Below are 17589 nucleotides of genomic sequence, written 5' to 3' on the forward strand. Positions count from 1 at the left end.
AATGACAGCTGTCGCGGCTACGCCCGGCCATGACGAGACTTATTAAATGGCACCACCCGTTTTCCGATTTGCCCCGAGCCCGAACGGCCACCTGCATCTCGGCCACGCCTATTCCGCACTGCTCAACTTCGAGCGCGCGCGGGAGACCGGCGGGCGGCTGTTGCTGCGGATCGAGGACATCGACACAGCGCGCTGTCGGCCGGAATTCGAGGCGGCGATCGACGAGGATCTCGCCTGGCTCGGGATCGACTGGGAGACGCCGGTGCGGCGGCAGTCGGAGCATCTCGCCGACTATCGCGCCGCGCTGGACAAGCTGTCCGCGCTTGGCCTCGTCTATCCCGCCTTCGAAAGCCGCGCCGAGATCGCGAAGCTCGTTGCCGCGCGGGAGGCCGATGGCCCGTGGCCGCGCGATCCCGACGGCGCGCCGCTCTATCCTGGCGATTCCAGATCGCTGCCTGCCGGTGAGCGGTCGCGGCTGATTGCGTCAGGCGCGCCCTACGCGCTGCGGCTAGACATGGCAGCCGCTTATCAGCGCGTTACCGGCCTGAGCTGGAATGAACTGGGCGAGGGCTCCCAGCGCGAGCGCGGCATCGTCCCCGCACGCCCTGAGGCGTGGGGGGACGTGATCCTGGCCCGCAAGGAGACGCCGACCAGCTACCATCTGTCTGTTGTCGTCGATGACGCGCTCCAGGGCGTCAGTGAGATCGTGCGGGGCCGGGACCTGTTTCACGCGACATCCGTGCACCGCCTGATCCAGGTTCTGCTCGGCCTGCCGGAACCCGCCTACCGCCATCACCGGCTGATTTGCGACGGCGAGGGGCGGAAGCTGTCAAAATCGAGCCGGTCGACGGGTCTGCGCGAATTGCGCGCGGCCGGCATCACGCCGTCAGGCATCCGTCGGCTGGTCGGATTAGGTTAAGTTTCTCTGGGGGTTAGCTAAACGCCGCCGTGACTCCGGGGGTTCCGCCGTGCCATGCTTGGCCGACAGCGCGGGGTTCGAAGGGGATACTTCGAAGGGGAGTCATGGCGGCGAAGAAGCGCGCAGCGCGTACCACGCGGACGTCCAAGCGGCCGCCTCGGAAGCGGTCCGGGTCGGTCGCTCCGTTGCGCAAGCGCAGCACCAAGCCGGTCGCGCCGGATGTGGTCCAGGCCGCGCTCGCCGCCTTTGCCCATGAGGTTCGTACCCCCCTGACCGGCATCCTGGCGATCAGCGACCTGCTCGCGACCTCCGATCTCGGCGAACGGGAACGGCGCTGGGCCGACACCATCAAGGCCGGTGCCGAGCATCTGGCGAGCCTTGCCACGCTGTTCGTGGATGCCGCCAGGACCGGCAAGGGTGCGGGGAAGGGGGGAAGCGCGCTGCGACAGGATCTGTTCGACCTGCGAACGCTTGCCCGCAATGCCGGCGATTCGCTGGCCGGCCGGGCCGCGGCCAAGGGACTGAAGGCCGAGGTCGAAATCTCCGGAAAGCTTCCGGGGCTGGTGGTCGGCGACCCCGTCCGCCTGCGCGCCGCGCTCGAGAATCTGATCGACAATGCCGTGAAATTCACCGACCAGGGCGGCGTGGCGCTCGCTGTCGAGCCGTGGCGGCCCGCCAAGGGCAAAGCCAGGGCCAGGGTGGGCGTTGCTTTCGCGGTGTCCGACAGCGGCATCGGCCTGACCATGGCCGAGATCAAGCGGTTGTTCCGTCCGTTCACCCAGGCCAACGTCACCATCGCCTCGCGCTTCGGCGGCGCCGGCCTGGGTCTGTCCTCGGTCAAGCAATTGGCGCGCGCGATGGGCGGCGACATCACTGTCGCGCTGCGGCGCGGCGGCGGTGCCACCTTTACGCTGACGGTGTCGCTCGATGGGGCAGGACCGCGCAAATCCCGCAAGACGAAGGGTGACACGGACGCAGATGCGGTCGCGGCGCTACGCGTCCTCAGCGTCGAGGACAATCCGTTCGGACGCGTCGTGCTCAACACCATTCTGACCGAGCTCGGCCATCACGCCGAGTTCATCGGGCGCGGCGAGGACGCCGTGAACCGGCTGGAGCAGGGCGCGTTCGATGCGGTGCTGATGGACATGGTGCTGCCGGGGATCGACGGCGTCGAGGCGATCAGGCGGATCCGCACGATGCCGGCGCCGCTGGCCCGGATCCCGATCATCGGCGTTTCCGGACGGGGTGAGGACGAGGCGGCCTCGCGCGAGGCCGGCGCCGACGCCTTCCTGGTCAAGCCTGTGTCTCCGAGGGCGCTAGCGACTGCGCTGCTTGAAGCGACACGCCGCGAGGAAGTCGCGACTTGATGATCGCGGCGTTGAGCTCGCCGCCGTAAACGAAGATCGCCGCGATGAAATACAGAAACACCAGCGCGATGATCACCGAGGCGAGCCCGGCATACATCGTCACGTAATTATTGGCGAAGCGCGCCAAATATTGGCCGAACACGATGCTCGAGATCAGCGATGCCACGATGGTGAAGACGATGCCCGGCAGGATCTGAACGAAACTGCGGCGCCCCGCCGGCAGCCAGGCGTGGAGGATGAGCAATGCTACTATCAACGCGCCAATGGAGATGCCGTACCGCAGCCAAGTGAGAATGCTTTCGTTGGACTCGACGAACAACGGAATGTGGCGCCGCGTGGCCTCGATGATCAGCGGACCGAGCACGATCAGAAATGCCATGGCAAGCGCGGTGAAAGCCGCGACAATCGTGTAGGCGATCGATTCCAGCCGCAGCCAGTACCAGCTCCGCATCTCCACCACCGCATAGGCACGGTTCAGCGCGACCCGGAGCGCCTCGACGCCGTTGGAGGCGAAGTAGACCGACAGCGCCGCGCCGATGGTCAGAAGGCCGGTGCGGGTGGTGGTCAAGACGTCATGGACCTCGCCCGAGATCGAATCTGCGACCTGCTTGGGCCAGACCTGGAGCATCAGGCTTGCGGCCTGGTCGGCGAGCTCCTTTGAGCCGAAGAAGCCGGCGAGCGAGGTCAGCACGATCAGGAACGGGAACAGCGCCATCAGCGTCGATAGCGCGATATGGCTCGCGATCGCCCAGCCGTCATCGGCCAGGAACGTGTAGAACGCGTCCTCCACCACGACGTAGATGTAGCGGATCGCTTTCATGCGCGACCTACAAGACGGGTACTGCTCGCGCGCGCCGTGCGCGGGGAGAGGTGAGGGGAGGCGAGCGGCGCAAATCGGAGGTCATCTCGCTACCTTCTGACATTATTCCCCCAAAAGCCAGATCGTGAAGCACCTCGCCGTCATTCCGGGGCGCGCGAAGCGCGAGCCCGGAATCCATCTCGCCGCATTGCAAGTCGCGCGATGGATTCCGGGCTCGATGCGCCGGGCCTCGCTTTGCCCGGTCCCGCCGCATCGCTCCGGAATGACGCTCGGGAGATGGCGGACCGGCGCGCACGGTGTTATCACCCCCCAATGGTATCTATCCTCACTACTTTCATCCTGCCGATCGCGGTCGGCGCCGTGGCGTTGGTGCTGCTGCTCGGTCTCATCAACATGATGCGCGGCGGCTCGCCCAACACCTCGCAGAAGCTGATGCGCTGGCGCGTGCTGCTTCAGTTCGTGGCGATCGTCATCGCGATGGCTGCTGTCTGGGCGATGGGGCGCTGACATGGTCACGTTGAACCGCATCTACACGAAGACCGGCGACGACGGCACCACGGCGCTTGGAACCGGCGAGCGGCGTCCGAAATACGATCGTCGCATCGAGGCCTATGGCACCGTCGACGAGACCAACGCTGCCATCGGCGTCGTCAGGCTCCATACCGGCGACATGCCCGAGCTTGATGCGATGCTCGGCCGGATCCAGAACGACCTGTTCGATCTTGGTGCCGATCTCGCGGTGCCCGAGCGCGAAGGCAAAGCGGAGCGGCTGCGGGTGGTTGCGAGCCAGGTCGAGCGGCTAGAACGCGACATCGACGAGCTCAACGACAAGCTCGCGCCGCTGACCTCCTTCGTGCTTCCCGGCGGCACGCCGGCCGCCGCCTATCTCCACGTCGCGCGCACGATATGCCGCAGGGCGGAACGCGTGATCGTGGAACTGGCGGCCCGTCCGGGCGAGCCGGTCAGCACGGCTGGCATTCAATATATGAACCGCCTGTCGGACTTCCTGTTCGTGGCCAGCCGAGCCGCCAATGGCAATGGTGCCGGCGACGTGCTCTGGGTTCCGGGCCAGAACCGCTGACCCATCGAGCGGCCGCATTTCAGAAGGCCAAAATTAGGCCCGTTCGCGCGTTGACCGGGGCAGATCCGGCCTTTAGGTTCCGCGCCAGTTGATAACCCCCCTCCCAAATTGAGTGAAAGAGGATCGATGAAGGTCTTAGTGCCGGTAAAGCGGGTGGTCGATTACAACGTCAAGGTCCGCGTCAAGGGCGATGGATCGGGCGTTGAACTCGCCAACGTCAAGATGTCGATGAACCCGTTCGACGAAATCGCGGTCGAGGAAGCGCTGCGCCTGAAGGAAGCCGGCAAGGCCACCGAGGTCGTGGTGGTCTCCATTGGACCGGCGCAGGCGTCGGAGACGATCCGCACCGGTCTTGCCATGGGCGCCGATCGCGGCATCCTGGTGAAGGCCGAGGGCAGCGTCGAGCCGCTCGCGGTTGCCAAGATCCTGAAGAAGGTTGCGGATGAAGAGCAGCCCGGCCTGATCATCCTCGGCAAGCAGGCGATCGACGACGACTCGAACCAGACCGGCCAGATGCTGGCTGCGCTGCTCGGCTGGTCGCAGGCGACGTTTGCCTCGAAGCTCGAGGTCGAAGGTTCTGACTTCAAGGTCACCCGCGAAGTCGACGGCGGCCTGCAGACCGTCAAGCTGAAGGGACCGGCGATCGTCACCACCGATCTGCGTCTCAACGAGCCGCGCTATGCCTCGCTGCCCAACATCATGAAGGCCAAGAAGAAGCCGATCGCGGAGAAGACCGTCGCCGATTACGGCGTCGATGTTGCCGCGCGTCTCGAGGTTCTCAAGACGACGGAGCCGGCCGGCCGCAAGGCGGGCGTCAAGGTCAAGGACGTCGCCGAGCTGGTGTCGAAACTCAAGAACGAAGCCGGGGTGCTCTGATGACGACGCTTCTCATTGCCGAACACGACAACGCGTCGCTCAAGGATGCGACCAACAAGGCCCTCACCGCGGCCGCCGCGCTCGGCGCGGACGTCGAGGTGCTGGTCGCTGGCCAGAACGCAAAGGCCGCAGGCGACGCCGCCGCCAAGCTTGCCGGCGTGAAGAAGGTGCTGCTCGCCGACGGCGACCTCTATGCGCACGATCTCGCCGAGCCGCTGGCCGCGCTGATCGTCTCGCTGGCTCCCGGCTATGACGCGATCGTCGCGCCCGCGACCTCGCGCTTCAAGAACGTGATGCCGCGTGTCGCGGCCCTGCTCGACGTCATGCAGGTGTCGGAGATCACCAAGGTGGTCGCGCCCGACACCTATGAGCGTCCGATCTATGCCGGCAACGCCATCCAGACGGTGAAGTCCAAGGACGCCAAGAAGGTCATTACGGTGCGGACCTCCACCTTCGCCGCAGCAGGCGAAGACGGCAGCGCCGCGGTCGAGAGCGTCGCGGCGGCGGCCGATCCCGGCCTGTCGTCCTTCGTCGGCGAGGAGGTCGCCAAGAGCGACCGTCCCGAACTGACCTCGGCCAAGATCATCGTCTCCGGTGGCCGCGCCATGCAGAGCCGCGAGAACTTTGCCAAATACATCGAGCCGCTCGCCGACAAGCTTGGGGCCGGTGTCGGCGCCTCGCGCGCGGCGGTCGATGCCGGCTATGCGCCGAACGACTGGCAGGTCGGCCAGACCGGCAAGGTGGTGGCCCCCGAGCTCTATGTTGCCGTAGGCATTTCCGGCGCGATCCAGCATCTGGCCGGCATGAAGGACTCCAAGGTGATCGTTGCGATCAACAAGGACGAGGACGCGCCGATCTTCCAGGTTGCCGATTACGGTCTGGTCGCCGACCTCTACCAGGCGGTTCCGGAGCTGACGGCCGAACTCGGCAAGCTCGGCAAGTAAAACGAGCCAAAAACACCGGCCGGAGCTATAAACTCCGGCCGGTGTTTCATTTCTGAGGCGTTTTCTTTGGCGTGGGGCACGCCTTGGAGGCGATCCAATCTAGGTTTCGAGCCAAGGTTCTGATTAAATCGGACCTCCCGGCTCTGGGGATAGGCAGGCGCGACATGCGCGCCGTTCCGGTGGATGACAAGATGGCGGCAGTGATCAAGAAGGTCGGCGTGATCGGCGCGGGGCAGATGGGCAGCGGCATCGCGCATGTTGCGGCGCTGGCCGGCTTCGACGTGGTGCTCAACGACATCTCGGCCGACCGCCTGAAGTCGGGCATGGCCACCATCAACGGCAATCTGGCGCGACAGGTTTCCAAGAAGGCCGTCTCCGAAGACGACAAGGCCAAGGCGATGGCGCGCATCACGCCCGCCGATAAGCTGGACGACCTCGCCGATTGCGACCTCGTGATCGAGACCGCGGTCGAGAAGGAAGAGGTCAAGCGCAAGATCTTCCACGAGCTTTGCGCGGTGTTGAAGCCGGAGGCGATCGTGGCCTCCGATACCTCGTCGATCTCGATCACGCGGCTCGCCGCCGCGACCGATCGTCCCGAGCGCTTCATCGGCATTCACTTCATGAATCCGGTGCCGTTGATGGAGCTGGTGGAACTGATCCGGGGCATCGCCACCGACGACCAGACCTTCGAGGCGTCCAAGGAGTTCGTCGCCAAGCTCGGCAAGCAGGTCGCGGTCTCCGAGGATTTCCCGGCCTTCATCGTCAACCGCATCCTGCTGCCGATGATCAACGAGGCGATCTACACGCTGTATGAAGGCGTCGGCAATGTCGAGGCGATCGACGCGGCGATGAAGCTCGGGGCGCACCATCCGATGGGCCCGCTCGAGCTTGCCGATTTCATCGGCCTCGATACCTGCCTTTCCATCATGCAGGTCCTGCACGAGGGCCTGGCCGACTCCAAATACCGCCCGTGCCCGCTGCTGGTGAAATACGTCGAGGCCGGCTGGCTCGGCCGCAAGACCCAGCGCGGCTTCTACGACTACCGCGGTGCCAAGCCGGTTCCGACGAGGTAAGGCGGCGGTTCCGTAGGGCGGCCAGAGGCGCAAAGCGCCGTGCCCACGATATCTCTTCGATCACACGATGGGTTTGGTGGGGCACGCTTCGCTTTGCCACCCTCCGGCACTTTTGACGTGGGGCGGCTCTGTGACGTTTCATGTCGCGTTAACCTCTCGCGCCTAGGTTACGGCCGGTAAGAGGGTTCGCGTAATGGACATGATGGCAATGGTCAGCACCATGCTGGCCGCTCAGCAAGGCGCGCTGCAGTCGAATATTGCGGCGACGCTGACCAAGCAGAACGCGGATATGGAGAAATCCACCGTCCTGACGCTGATGGGTGCCGGTCAGCCTTCGCTGGCCAATGTCGGTGCCGGTGTCGGCGGCAACCTCAACGTCACCGCTTAATATCCCTGGAGCGCAGCGGCGGCTTTGCCCGTTGCCGCCCGGATCAGCTTGAGCGCGTCCTCGCTCGCCCATTCCGCCGGCCCCGCGATCGTCGCAATCTCGCAGCCTTGCGGATCGACCAGCACCGAGGTCGGCATGCCCAGGGCCCGGCCTACAGCCTTAAGATCCTGGAAAACCTTGGCTTTCTGGTCGCTGAAATAGCCGAGCCGGGTCAGATTCGCCTCTTTCAGGAAGGTCTTCGGCTTCTCGGGGTCGCGGGTGTCGATGTTGATCGCCACCACCTCGAAATTCGGGCCCGACAGCTTGCCCTGGAGTTCGTCCAGCGCCGGCATTTCCTTGCGGCAGGGCACGCACCAGGTCGCCCACAGGTTCACCAGCAGCGTCTTGCCGCGGAAATCCGACAGTTTCTTCGGCTTGCCGTCGGCGTCCTCGAAAGCGAGGTCGGGCAGCTTCAGCGGGGCGCTCGCCATGGTCAGCGCCGCCACCTCGCCATGGGCGAGCGGGGCGATCTTCTGCGCCGTCGCCACCGCCGCCTTGCAGGTCGGATCGCCCGAGGGGGCCCGGCTCAGGCCCAGCCCGTACAGCGCGGCGAAGCCGGCCAGTCCCACGACCGCCACGGCGGCGATGACGAGGGGGACCCGGCGCGTGGCGGAGGGCGTCTTGTCGAGCATATCGTTTGTCATCCGGTCGCAGATATGGCTATCAGGGGCCTCTTAATACGGCTGGCGGCGGCCAGCAAACGTGGCTAGCGACAGGCGTGAGCAGGGGATCATGAGCAACAAGATGTGGGGCGGCCGGTTCTCGGAACGTCCCGATGAGATCATGGAAGAGATCAACGTCTCCATCGACGTCGATCGTCACCTCTACGCCCAGGACATTGCCGCGTCCAAGGCCCACGCTGCGATGCTCGCCAGCCAAGGCATCATCACGGGCTCTGATGCGAAAAATATCGGCAAGGGTCTAGACACGATTTTGTCAGAGATCGGCAAGGGCGACTTCGCGTTCAAGCGCGCGCTCGAGGACATCCATATGAATGTCGAGAGCCGCCTGTCCGAGCTGATCGGCCCGGCCGCCGGTCGCCTGCACACCGCGCGCTCGCGCAACGACCAGGTAGCGACCGATTTCCGTCTCTACGTGCGCGACGTTCTCGATGAGACCGACGCCGCGCTCGCTGCCTTCCAGCAGGCCCTGGTCGAGCGTGCGTTGGAGCACGCAGGCACCGTCATGCCCGGCTTCACGCATCTGCAGACCGCGCAGCCGGTGACCTTCGGCCATCATCTGCTTGCCTATGTCGAGATGGCAGCGCGCGATCGCGGCCGTTTTCAGGATGGGCGCAAGCGGCTGAACGAATCGCCGCTCGGCGCCGCCGCGCTCGCAGGCACCTCGTTCCCGATCGATCGCCACGCCACCGCGAAGGCGCTTCTCTTCGACCGTCCGATGGCGAACTCGCTCGACGCGGTGTCCGACCGCGACTTCGTGCTGGAGACGCTGTCGGCCGCCTCGATCTGCGCCGTGCACATGTCGCGCTTTGCCGAGGAGATCGTGATCTGGACCTCGCCGCTCGTCGGCCTGATCCGGCTCAGCGACAAGTTCACCACGGGCTCCTCGATCATGCCGCAGAAGCGGAATCCGGATGCGGCCGAGCTGGTGCGCGCCAAGACCGGGCGCGTCATCGGCGCGCTCAACGGTCTGTTGATCGTGATGAAGGGCCTGCCGCTCGCCTATCAAAAGGACATGCAGGAGGACAAGCAGGGCGCCATGGAGGGCTTTGCCGCGCTGTCGCTGGCGATCCGCGCCATGACAGGCATGGTCCGCGACCTCGTGCCTGACGAAGCCAGGATGAAGATTGCCGCGGGCGAGGGCTATGCCACCGCGACCGACCTTGCCGACTGGCTGGTGCGAACGCTGAAAATGCCGTTCCGCGAGGCCCATCACGTCACGGGCCGCATCGTCGCCAAGGCCGCCGAGGGCGGCGTGGCGCTGCATGAGGTGCCGCTCGAAGAGATGCAGGCGATCGAGTCGAAAATCACCAGGGACGTGTTCGGCGTGCTCTCGGTCGAATCGTCGGTGAAGAGCCGCACCAGCTTCGGCGGCACCGCGCCGAAGAACGTGACGGCCCAGGCCAAGGCCTGGTTGAAGCGGCTGGAAAAAGAGCGAAAATTGGGCTGAGGGTAAAATTTCGCTGATGTTTCATGGTCATCCAGCTCTCGCCAGAGCAGGCCAATCTCTGTATGGTGCACCGCGCGTAGTGGGGATTTCGTCGTGACGTCAAAGTTTCGCCCGGCCGGTTCGGGGTGGGCCATCATTGTCTTGAGCCTGACGGCGCTTGCGCTTGCCGGCTGCGGCCGCAAAGGTCCGCTGGATCTGCCGCCGACCGCCACCAACGCGCCGACGGCCAACGGCGCCGCGCCTGTCGACACCGACACCGCAGCCCAGAAGACGTCGAGCATGTTCAATCCCACCTCAGCCTCAGGTGCGGATGCCGAGCCCGCGGCGGCCAAGGGCCGGAAGAAACCGTTTATTCTCGACCCACTTCTGGACGAACCTCCCGGCAAGAAATAAGCCGGGACAACCGAGCCCAAGCCATGAACCATTTCGACTATCGCAACGGCGTACTGCACGCCGAGGCGGTGAATCTGTCCGAGCTGGCCGCGTCCGTCGGCACGCCGTTCTATTGCTATTCGACCGCGACGCTGGAGCGGCACTACCGCGTTTTCACCGAGGCCTTCGCCGGCGAAAAGGTGCTGGTCTGCTACGCCATGAAGGCGAATTCCAACCAGTCGGTGCTGCGTACGCTGGCCAAGCTGGGAGCCGGCGCCGACGTGGTCTCAGGCGGCGAATTGAAGCGCGCGCTGGCTGCCGGCATTCCGCCAAGCAAGATCCTGTTCTCCGGCGTCGGCAAGACCGAAACCGAACTGCGCGCCGCGCTCGCCGCCGATATTCTCTGCCTCAACGTCGAATCCGAGCCGGAGCTCGAGCTGCTGTCGCGCGTTGCGACTGAGATGGGCAAGACCGCGCGCATCTCGCTCCGCGTCAACCCCGATGTCGATGCCGGCACCCACGCCAAGATCTCGACCGGCAAGTCCGAGAACAAGTTCGGCATCCCGATCGTGCATGCCCGCGAGGTCTATGCCCGCGCCGCGAAACTCCCGGGCATCGAGGTGACCGGGACCGACGTGCATATCGGCAGCCAGATCACCGATCTTTCCGGCATGGAGACCGCGTTCCGCATCCTCTCCGAGTTCGTGCAGACGCTGCGCGCCGACGGCCACAACATCTCGCATGTCGACTTCGGTGGCGGTCTCGGCATTCCCTATTACATGGACCGCGAGGCGCCGCCGGCGCCGGCCGCCTATGCCGCCATGGTCAGGCGCGTCAGCCACAATCTCGGCTGCACGTTGATGTTCGAGCCGGGCCGCATGATCGTCGGCAATGCCGGCATCCTGGTCGCCAAGGTGATCTATGTGAAGCACGGCGACGGCAAGAATTTCGTCATCATCGACGCTGCGATGAACGACCTCATCCGACCGACGCTGTACGAGGCGCATCACGACATCCTGCCGGTGAAGCAGCCGGCCGCGGGTGCCGCCACCATCGTTGCCGATGTCGTCGGCCCGGTCTGCGAGACCGGCGACTATCTCGCGCTGGATCGTACGCTGCCGACGCCCGCGCCCGGCGATCTCCTCGCCATCATGACCGCGGGCGCCTACGGTGCGGTGCAAGCCGGCACGTACAACACCCGGCCGCTGGTGCCGGAGGTGCTGGTGAAGGACGATCAGTACGCCGTGGTGCGCCCGCGCGTGGAGGTCGAGCAGCTGATCGCGATGGATACGCCCGCGCCGTGGCTGTGAGGCGTTGAGAGAAAGCTCAAGCGCGTTCGCGCGTTGCGCGCCTCGGGACGACAGCGGAGATTGCGACGGCTATTTCCCCGTTACTCCACTCTTCGCTCCACCCACCACCACGCCCGCCTTCTTCTCGATCGGCTTGATGGCCGCGGTGAAGTCGGACTCGGCGCCTTCCGCGGCTATTACGGTTTCCCACAACCGGCCGACCGCGTCCGCGACCTCCATCGACAGGCCGAGCTGCTTCATCTCCTCCAGCGCCAGCCGCACGTCCTTCACCATCAATCCCGTGGCGAAGCCGAAGTCGAATGTGCGCGGCAGCACCGCGCGCGGAAACTTGTCGCGGCTCGCCGTGTTCATGCCGGAGCCGGCATTGATCACGTCGATCATCACGGCGGGATCGAGCCCGGCCTTCACGCCCATCACCACGGCTTCCGACGTCGCCACGATCGCGGTGGCCGACAGGAAGTTGTTGGCGAGCTTCATGGTCTGCGCCGCGCCGGGCTTCTCGCCGATGAAGAACACTTTTCCGATCACGTCGAGCGCGGGCTTGAGCAGCTCGAATTCCGCCTTCGGCCCGGAGACCATCACCGCCAACGTGCCTTTCTCGGCGCCGCCGACGCCGCCGGAGACGGGGCAGTCGATCTGCACGATGTTGTGCTTGGCGAGAAGGCCGTGAATCTTTGCGGCCATCGCCGAGCCGACCGTGGAGAGATCGATGAAGCGTTTTGCGCTTCTGCCCTCGATCACGCCGTTCGCCCCGGTTGCAACCTCGAGCGAAGCCTGCAGCGAAGGCAGGCTCGCCATGACGGTCTCGACCCGATCGGCGACGTCCCTTGGTGACGTCGCGGGCGTAGCGCCGCGCGCAACGAGCTTGCCCATGATCTCCTTGCGTGTGTCGAACACGACGAGGCTGTGCCCCGCCTCGATCAGCCGCCGCGCCATCGGGAAACCCATGTTTCCAAGGCCGATGAATCCGATGTCCATGGTGTTTCCTTTCTGTTGTCATTGCGAGGAGCGAAGCGACGAAGCAACCCAGGGATGTGTCCGTGGAGGGATTTCTGGATTGCTTCGCTTCGCTCGCAATGACGGAGCGATACGTTGAAAGCCGTTTGTTCGGCTCAAGCCTTGCCGTCGATCTCCGCGAACACCTCGCGCGCGATGCGGAAACTGTCGACCGCGGCGGGCATGCCGCCATAGATCGCGACCTGCATCAGGATCTCGCGGATTTCCTCGCGGCTGACGCCGTTGGTGAGCGCGCCCTTCAGATGTACGCGGAACTCGTGCTGGCGGTTGAGGATCGCGATCATGGCGATGTTGAGCATGCTGCGGGTCTTGCGCGGCAGCTCCTCGCGGCCCCACACCGCGCCCCAGCAATATTCGTTCAGCATCTCCTGGAACGGACGGTTGAAATCATCGACGTTCTTCAGGGCGTTGTTGACATAGGTCTCGCCCAGCACCGCTTTGCGGACTTCCAGGCCCTTGTCGTGCATCTTCTTGTCCATGGCGTTTCCCTTGCTTTCTTGCGCTTCTCGGAGGTGGCGGCGCGCGGAAATTACGGGGTTGGACGGGCCCAGTCACGTCCTCGTGTTATGCGGGAAAAGGGGTGTCTCCCGTACGGGAACGGATGCCTCAGTGCTGCCGTTGTGATAGGCTCCTCTCTACCGGGCAACCTGGAGAGTTGATTGAACGGCGTCACCCCCGACCCGTCAGACCCGATCCGCAACAGTGACGCTCTGTCGCGGTTGAAGCTGGCGCAGGCCCTCGACCGGGCCACCTATGCCATCGCGTGGGAGCGTGCCTGGCCAAATCTGGCGCGGCTTCTGACTGTCGTCGGCCTGTTCCTGGTGGTGTCCTGGGCCGGCCTGTGGCTGGTCCTGCCCTTTATCGCCCGTACCATCGGTCTCGTCGTTTTCGCCGGGATCGCGATCGCCGTCCTGCTGCCCATGATTCGCTTCCGCTGGCCGAGCCGCGACGAGGCGCTGGCCCGGCTCGATCGTGGCTCCGGCATCCGTCACCGCCCGGCGACCACGCTGACCGACACGCTGTCCTCGCAGGATCCGGTCGCACAGGCGCTGTGGCAGGCGCAGCGCGAGCGTACGCTGGCCTCGATCAAGGGCATCCGCGCCGGTCTGCCCCATCCGCGCCTTGCGCTCCATGATCCCTGGGCGCTGCGTGCCCTCGTCATGGTGATGCTGGTCGCGACCTTCTTCGCCGCGGGCGACGAGCGCGCGATGCGGCTCGGGGCCGCCTTCGACTGGAACGGCGTGCTGGCGCCGGCGAATGTTCGCGTCGATGCCTGGGTCACCCCGCCGCTCTACACCGGCAAGCCGCCGGTCATCCTGTCGGCCGCCAACAGGGAGGCCGCAGCGCTGCCGGCTTCCGGCCCGCTCGCCGTCCCCGCAGGCTCGACCCTGATCGTGCGCTCCTCCGGCGGCAGCCTGGATGTGGCCGTCTCCGGCGGCCTCAAGGAGGTCGCTCCCGCGGAGGCCGCACCGAAGGGCACCAACGAGAAGCATTTTGCCATCACCGGCGACGGCACCGCGCGTGTCCGCGCGCCCTCCGGCCAGCCGCAATGGGCGTTCGCGGCGACGCCAGACCGTGCGCCGACCATTGCGCTCGCCAAGGATCCCGAGCGCCAGGCGCGCGGCGGGCTGCAGCTCTCCTACAAGATCGAAGACGATTACGGCGTCACCGGCGCCGATGCGCACATCGCCTTGCGCCCCGCCGAGACCAAGGATGCTGTCAAGGATGGCAGCAAGGATTCCGACGGCAAAGCCGCGGCGCGGCCGTTGTTCGAGCCGCCGCAATTTCCGCTGGTGCTGCCGAACGCGCGCACCCGCAACGGCGTCGGCCAGACGGTGAAGGACCTCAGCGAGAACCCCTATGCCGGCGCCGACGTCACGCTGACCCTGACCGCCAAGGACGAGGCCGGCAACGAGGCCAGAAGCGAACCCTTCAACATGCGCCTGCCCGAGCGTCTGTTCACCAACTCGCTCGCGCGCGCGCTGATCGAGCAACGCCGCATCCTCGCGCTCGACGCCAACAGGAATTCCGACGTCTACACCGCGCTCGACGCGCTGATGATCGCACCCGAATTGTTCACGCCGGATGCCGGCTGCTATCTCGGCCTCCGGAGCCTGGCGACCCAGCTCGAGGCTGCCCGCACCGACGAGGCTCTGCGCAATGTCGTGGCGAGCATGTGGGCCTTCGCGGTCACCATCGAGGATGACGGTGTCGCCGGCAGCGTCAACGCCGCGCTGCGCTCGGCGCAGGACGCGCTCAAGGCGGCGCTGGAACGCGGTGCCAGCGAGGACGAACTCAGGGTGCTGACGCAGAAGCTTCGTGAGGCCATGGCCGGCAAGGTGCGCGATCTCGCCCGGCGCGCCGAGCAGAATCCGCTCGGTGCCCGGCAGCCGTTCCCTGCGGAGGTCCAGCTCATCCTCGACAAGGCGATCGAGCTGCGGCAGAAGACCCAGCATGCGACGCCCGAGCAGCTCGCAGAGCTGGCGCAGCAGCAGGACGTCTTGCGCGAACAGCTGCAAGCCTATCGAAAGTCGGCGAACAGCCGTGCCAACAAGGCGGGGGACGACAAGGCCAACCAGTTTACGCGGGACCGGAAATGCGGAAGCTAGCGCGCGTGCCAGTCTTGAAGGCGATGTCGATCGCCTGTCTCGCCCTCCTGTTGGGAGGCGTCTCCCCCGCCCTGGCCCAGCAGGACTTGGATCCCGATGCGCTGCTCGATAGCGCGGAAAAGGCGATGCAGGATTCCGGCGACAGCCTGAGGCAGAAGGAGTCCGGGAAGAGCCTGAACAACCAATCCGACGCCATCCAGAAGCTCGAGGAATACAAGCGCGCCACAGAGAGGAGCCAATCTTCCAGTCGCGATCGTTCCGTCATCACGCAGCGGGATCTGGACGATCTCTTGCGGCAGATCGAGAAGGCGGCGCGCGAAGGCAACAAAGAGGCCGCACAGCGCATGCTCGAGCAGCTCGCGCAGATCATGGAAAATCTCCAGATGGCGCAGCCCGGGCAATCCGGCGAGAGCGAGATGGAGCAAGCGCTGAACGAGCTCAGCGACATGATCCGCAAGCAGCAGCAATTGCGCGACAAGACTTTCAAGCAGGGCCAGGACTCCCGCCGTGACCGCTCGCGCGGCAAGCAGGGCGACCAGTCGATGTCGGACCTCCAGCAGGATCAGCAGTCGCTGCGCGACCGCCTGAAGAAGCTGCAGGACGAACTCGCCAAGCGCGGTCTCACGCAGAAGGGACAAAAGGGTCAGAAGGGGCAGCAGGGTCAACAGGGACAGAAAGGCCAGCAGGGCGATCAGGGCCAGAGCGGAGATCAGGACGGCGACGACGGTGATGACGATGGCAGCCTCGACACCGCGGACGGCGCCATGGGTGATGCCGGTTCAAAACTCGGCGACGGCAATGCCGACGGTGCCGTGGATTCGCAGGGCAAGGCGCTCGATGCGATGCGCAAGGGCGCGCAGAAGATGGCCGAGGCGATGCAGCAGGGCGATGGCGACGGGCAGGGCGATGGTCCCGGCAATCGGGCCGGCCGTCAGCAGAGCGGCGGCAATCAGACCGATCCGCTGGGCCGCCCGCTTCAGGGCCGCGATCTCAGCGACGATTACTCAGTCAAGATCCCCGGCGAGATCGACGCCCAGCGTGTCCGCCGCATCCTCGAAGAGCTCCGCCGCCGCCTCGGCGACAGCTCGCGCCCGCAGATCGAGCTCGATTATATCGAGCGGCTGCTGAAGGATTTTTGAGGCGCACTCACCCCTTGTTCACTGTCGTCGCCCGGCTTGACCGGGCGATCCAGTATTCCAGAAGCCTGCGTTGCACTGCTCGCCCTCACCGCGTCCGCCTCGGCGTACTGGATGCCCCGGTCAAGCCGGGGCATGACAGCGGAGCGTGAGGCGGCAGCTTCGCGTCACGTTTTCTTCGCCGCCAGCGCATCCGCTACGGCGGTACGGATGTCGGCGACCGAGAACGGCTTTGTCACGACGTCGTGCACCAGCGCATTCAAATTCGAGGCGCGCTCGCGCTGGTCGGCAAAGCCGGTCATCAGCAGGATGGTCAGATCGGGGAAGTCGCGCGCGGCGGAGAGCGCCAGCGCGATGCCGTCCATGACGGGCATCTGGATGTCGGTGAGCAGCAGGTCGAAGGCGCCGCCCTCGCGGGTCAGGATCTCCAGCGCCTCGGCGCCGTCCTGCGCGGTGACGGTCTCGTGGCCGTCCATCGCGATGGCACGCGCGACCAGCGTGCGCATCGAATCCTCGTCGTCGGCAATCAGGATTTTCGGCATCAGATCAGTCTCTGGGGCGAACCTTCCCAGTGCGGGACTCTACACGCTGATTATACGCTGCCGCCGGCGATGTCGCGCCGGTTGAAGAAGCGAACGTCGATATTGCGGCCCTCCGGCGGCGGCGAGGCGAGGCGAGAGCGGAAGAAGGCGCGCTCGCCGGGCCGCAGCACGGTCTGCTCCAGCACCGCATTCCAGGCGTAGATCTCGGCGCCTTGCCCGTCGCGCACGGCAAAGCGCAGCCGCGGGATGTCGAGCGGCTTCTTGCCCTCGCCGACGATCACGCCCTCGATCACCAACACCAGCTTACCGTCCACGGTCTCGCTGGATAGCTTCACGTCCTTGAAGGCGAGGCCGCGCAGGTTCACCTCGAGCCCGACCATCTTGTAGAACGCCGCCGTCTGCGGCAGCAGCCGCACCATGTCGCCGCGCCAGATGACCAGCGCCAGCACCAGTGCGCCCATGGCGGCGCAGGCGGTCGGGAGGCCGAAATAGGATTTTCGCGGAGCAATGGTGGCAGCCGGGCGGCTGACCCGCGCACCGCGGCGGCCGAACAGGCCGCGGAACCAGGATTGATGCTGCGCGCCGACGACCTCATCTTCGGCCTCGCGCGCCGCCGCTGACCACTCGTCCTCGGTTTCCTTGGCCTCTTCATCGGGCCAGTCGCTGGCGATCGAGGGGCTGTCGACGACAGGCGCATCAGAGGCCCCGTCGTCCTTGGCATAGGAGTTCCACTGCTCGGCAAGGTCGGACTGGTCGTCGGCCTGGCTGGCAGCGGCCATGGCCGGGACGGATGCCTCCTCGATGGCATCCTCGGCATGGGCGATCCAGGTCTCCTTGCAGCGGGAACAACGGACCGCCCGTCCGTTCGCCCCAAGGCTCGCAAGCTTGATGGCGTAGGATGTCATACAATGGGGGCAGACGATATGCATGGACGAGCCTTGATGCATGAACCGAGGACTTGACCAT

Annotated in this window: 19 protein-coding genes; 13 read left to right on the plus strand and 6 right to left on the minus strand. The window is 65.6% G+C overall.

The features are described 5' to 3' along the window. Window positions 1-46 precede the first annotated feature (46 nt). Window positions 47-919: a tRNA glutamyl-Q(34) synthetase GluQRS gene (gene gluQRS, locus RX330_RS04315; RefSeq protein ID WP_317242178.1), complete on the plus strand. Its 873-nt coding sequence runs from the start codon at window positions 47-49 to the stop codon at window positions 917-919. Window positions 920-1023: 104 nt separating this feature from the next. Further along, window positions 1024-2286, plus strand: coding sequence for an ATP-binding protein (locus RX330_RS04320; RefSeq protein WP_317242179.1), 1263 nt, complete (start codon window positions 1024-1026; stop codon window positions 2284-2286). On the opposite strand, the gene RX330_RS04325 is transcribed toward RX330_RS04320, so the two are convergent. Continuing rightward, entirely contained in the window at window positions 2213-3106 is an 894-nt protein-coding gene (locus RX330_RS04325; protein WP_317242180.1) for a YihY/virulence factor BrkB family protein, read from the minus strand. The two genes, RX330_RS04320 and RX330_RS04325, sit on opposite strands and share 74 nt — an antisense overlap. Before the next feature lie 312 nt (window positions 3107-3418). On the opposite strand from RX330_RS04325, the gene RX330_RS04330 reads away from it, so the two are divergent. From RX330_RS04330 to RX330_RS04355, 6 genes are all read left to right on the plus strand, one after another. Further along, window positions 3419-3613: a twin transmembrane helix small protein gene (locus tag RX330_RS04330; RefSeq protein WP_317242181.1), complete on the plus strand. Its 195-nt coding sequence runs from the start codon at window positions 3419-3421 to the stop codon at window positions 3611-3613. 1 nt (window position 3614) lies between these two features. Beyond that, window positions 3615-4187, plus strand: a complete 573-nt coding sequence (locus RX330_RS04335) for a cob(I)yrinic acid a,c-diamide adenosyltransferase (RefSeq protein ID WP_317242182.1) — start codon at window positions 3615-3617, stop codon at window positions 4185-4187. A gap of 126 nt (window positions 4188-4313) precedes the next feature. Beyond that, the gene (locus RX330_RS04340; protein WP_212079803.1) at window positions 4314-5063 is read left to right on the plus strand and encodes an electron transfer flavoprotein subunit beta/FixA family protein; all 750 of its coding nucleotides are present in this window, start codon (window positions 4314-4316) and stop codon (window positions 5061-5063) included. Beyond that, window positions 5063-6007: an electron transfer flavoprotein subunit alpha/FixB family protein gene (locus tag RX330_RS04345; protein WP_212079804.1), complete on the plus strand. Its 945-nt coding sequence runs from the start codon at window positions 5063-5065 to the stop codon at window positions 6005-6007. Before RX330_RS04340 ends, RX330_RS04345 begins: the two co-directional genes overlap by 1 nt. A gap of 191 nt (window positions 6008-6198) precedes the next feature. Further along, window positions 6199-7080: a 3-hydroxybutyryl-CoA dehydrogenase gene (locus tag RX330_RS04350; protein WP_317244056.1), complete on the plus strand. Its 882-nt coding sequence runs from the start codon at window positions 6199-6201 to the stop codon at window positions 7078-7080. A 193-nt stretch (window positions 7081-7273) separates the two neighbouring features. Beyond that, the gene (locus RX330_RS04355) at window positions 7274-7468 is read left to right on the plus strand and encodes a hypothetical protein (RefSeq protein ID WP_212079808.1); all 195 of its coding nucleotides are present in this window, start codon (window positions 7274-7276) and stop codon (window positions 7466-7468) included. Here RX330_RS04355 and tlpA read toward each other — a convergent pair. Continuing rightward, window positions 7465-8139 (minus strand): thiol:disulfide interchange protein TlpA, encoded by a 675-nt coding sequence (gene tlpA, locus RX330_RS04360; protein ID WP_317242183.1) that lies wholly within the window; start codon window positions 8137-8139, stop codon window positions 7465-7467. The two genes, RX330_RS04355 and tlpA, sit on opposite strands and share 4 nt — an antisense overlap. A 100-nt stretch (window positions 8140-8239) precedes the next feature. Here tlpA and argH point away from each other — a divergent pair, with 100 nt between their 5' ends. From argH to lysA, 3 genes are all read left to right on the plus strand, one after another. After that, complete coding sequence (gene argH, locus RX330_RS04365) at window positions 8240-9637, plus strand: argininosuccinate lyase (RefSeq protein WP_317242184.1); 1398 nt, start codon at window positions 8240-8242, stop codon at window positions 9635-9637. Window positions 9638-9730: 93 nt separating this feature from the next. Further along, on the plus strand, window positions 9731-10030 hold the full coding sequence (lptM, locus tag RX330_RS04370; RefSeq protein ID WP_212079812.1) for an LPS translocon maturation chaperone LptM: 300 nt from the start codon (window positions 9731-9733) through the stop codon (window positions 10028-10030). Between the two features lie 23 nt (window positions 10031-10053). Next, window positions 10054-11319 (plus strand): diaminopimelate decarboxylase, encoded by a 1266-nt coding sequence (lysA, locus tag RX330_RS04375; RefSeq protein WP_317242185.1) that lies wholly within the window; start codon window positions 10054-10056, stop codon window positions 11317-11319. Between the two features lie 69 nt (window positions 11320-11388). On the opposite strand, the gene RX330_RS04380 is transcribed toward lysA, so the two are convergent. Next, complete coding sequence (locus RX330_RS04380; RefSeq protein WP_317242186.1) at window positions 11389-12297, minus strand: NAD(P)-dependent oxidoreductase; 909 nt, start codon at window positions 12295-12297, stop codon at window positions 11389-11391. Between the two features lie 134 nt (window positions 12298-12431). Further along, a complete protein-coding gene (locus RX330_RS04385; protein WP_317242187.1) occupies window positions 12432-12815 on the minus strand; it encodes a carboxymuconolactone decarboxylase family protein in 384 nt (127 codons plus the stop codon). A gap of 180 nt (window positions 12816-12995) precedes the next feature. Here RX330_RS04385 and RX330_RS04390 point away from each other — a divergent pair, with 180 nt between their 5' ends. Then, entirely contained in the window at window positions 12996-14945 is a 1950-nt protein-coding gene (locus RX330_RS04390) for a TIGR02302 family protein (protein ID WP_317242188.1), read from the plus strand. Next, on the plus strand, window positions 14933-16084 hold the full coding sequence (locus RX330_RS04395; RefSeq protein WP_212079818.1) for a DUF4175 family protein: 1152 nt from the start codon (window positions 14933-14935) through the stop codon (window positions 16082-16084). The genes RX330_RS04390 and RX330_RS04395 overlap by 13 nt, the downstream gene beginning before the upstream one ends. A gap of 164 nt (window positions 16085-16248) precedes the next feature. Here RX330_RS04395 and RX330_RS04400 read toward each other — a convergent pair whose 3' ends face one another. Beyond that, a complete protein-coding gene (locus RX330_RS04400; protein WP_317242189.1) occupies window positions 16249-16623 on the minus strand; it encodes a response regulator in 375 nt (124 codons plus the stop codon). Window positions 16624-16673: 50 nt separating this feature from the next. Continuing rightward, window positions 16674-17552 carry an MJ0042-type zinc finger domain-containing protein gene (locus RX330_RS04405; RefSeq protein WP_317242190.1) on the minus strand — a complete coding sequence of 293 codons (879 nt, stop codon included), beginning with the start codon at window positions 17550-17552 and terminating at the stop codon, window positions 16674-16676. Window positions 17553-17589 lie beyond the last annotated feature (37 nt).

Origin of the sequence: Bradyrhizobium sp. NDS-1 (genome assembly GCF_032918005.1) — a bacterium.
Lineage (GTDB): Bacteria > Pseudomonadota > Alphaproteobacteria > Rhizobiales > Xanthobacteraceae > Bradyrhizobium > Bradyrhizobium tunisiense.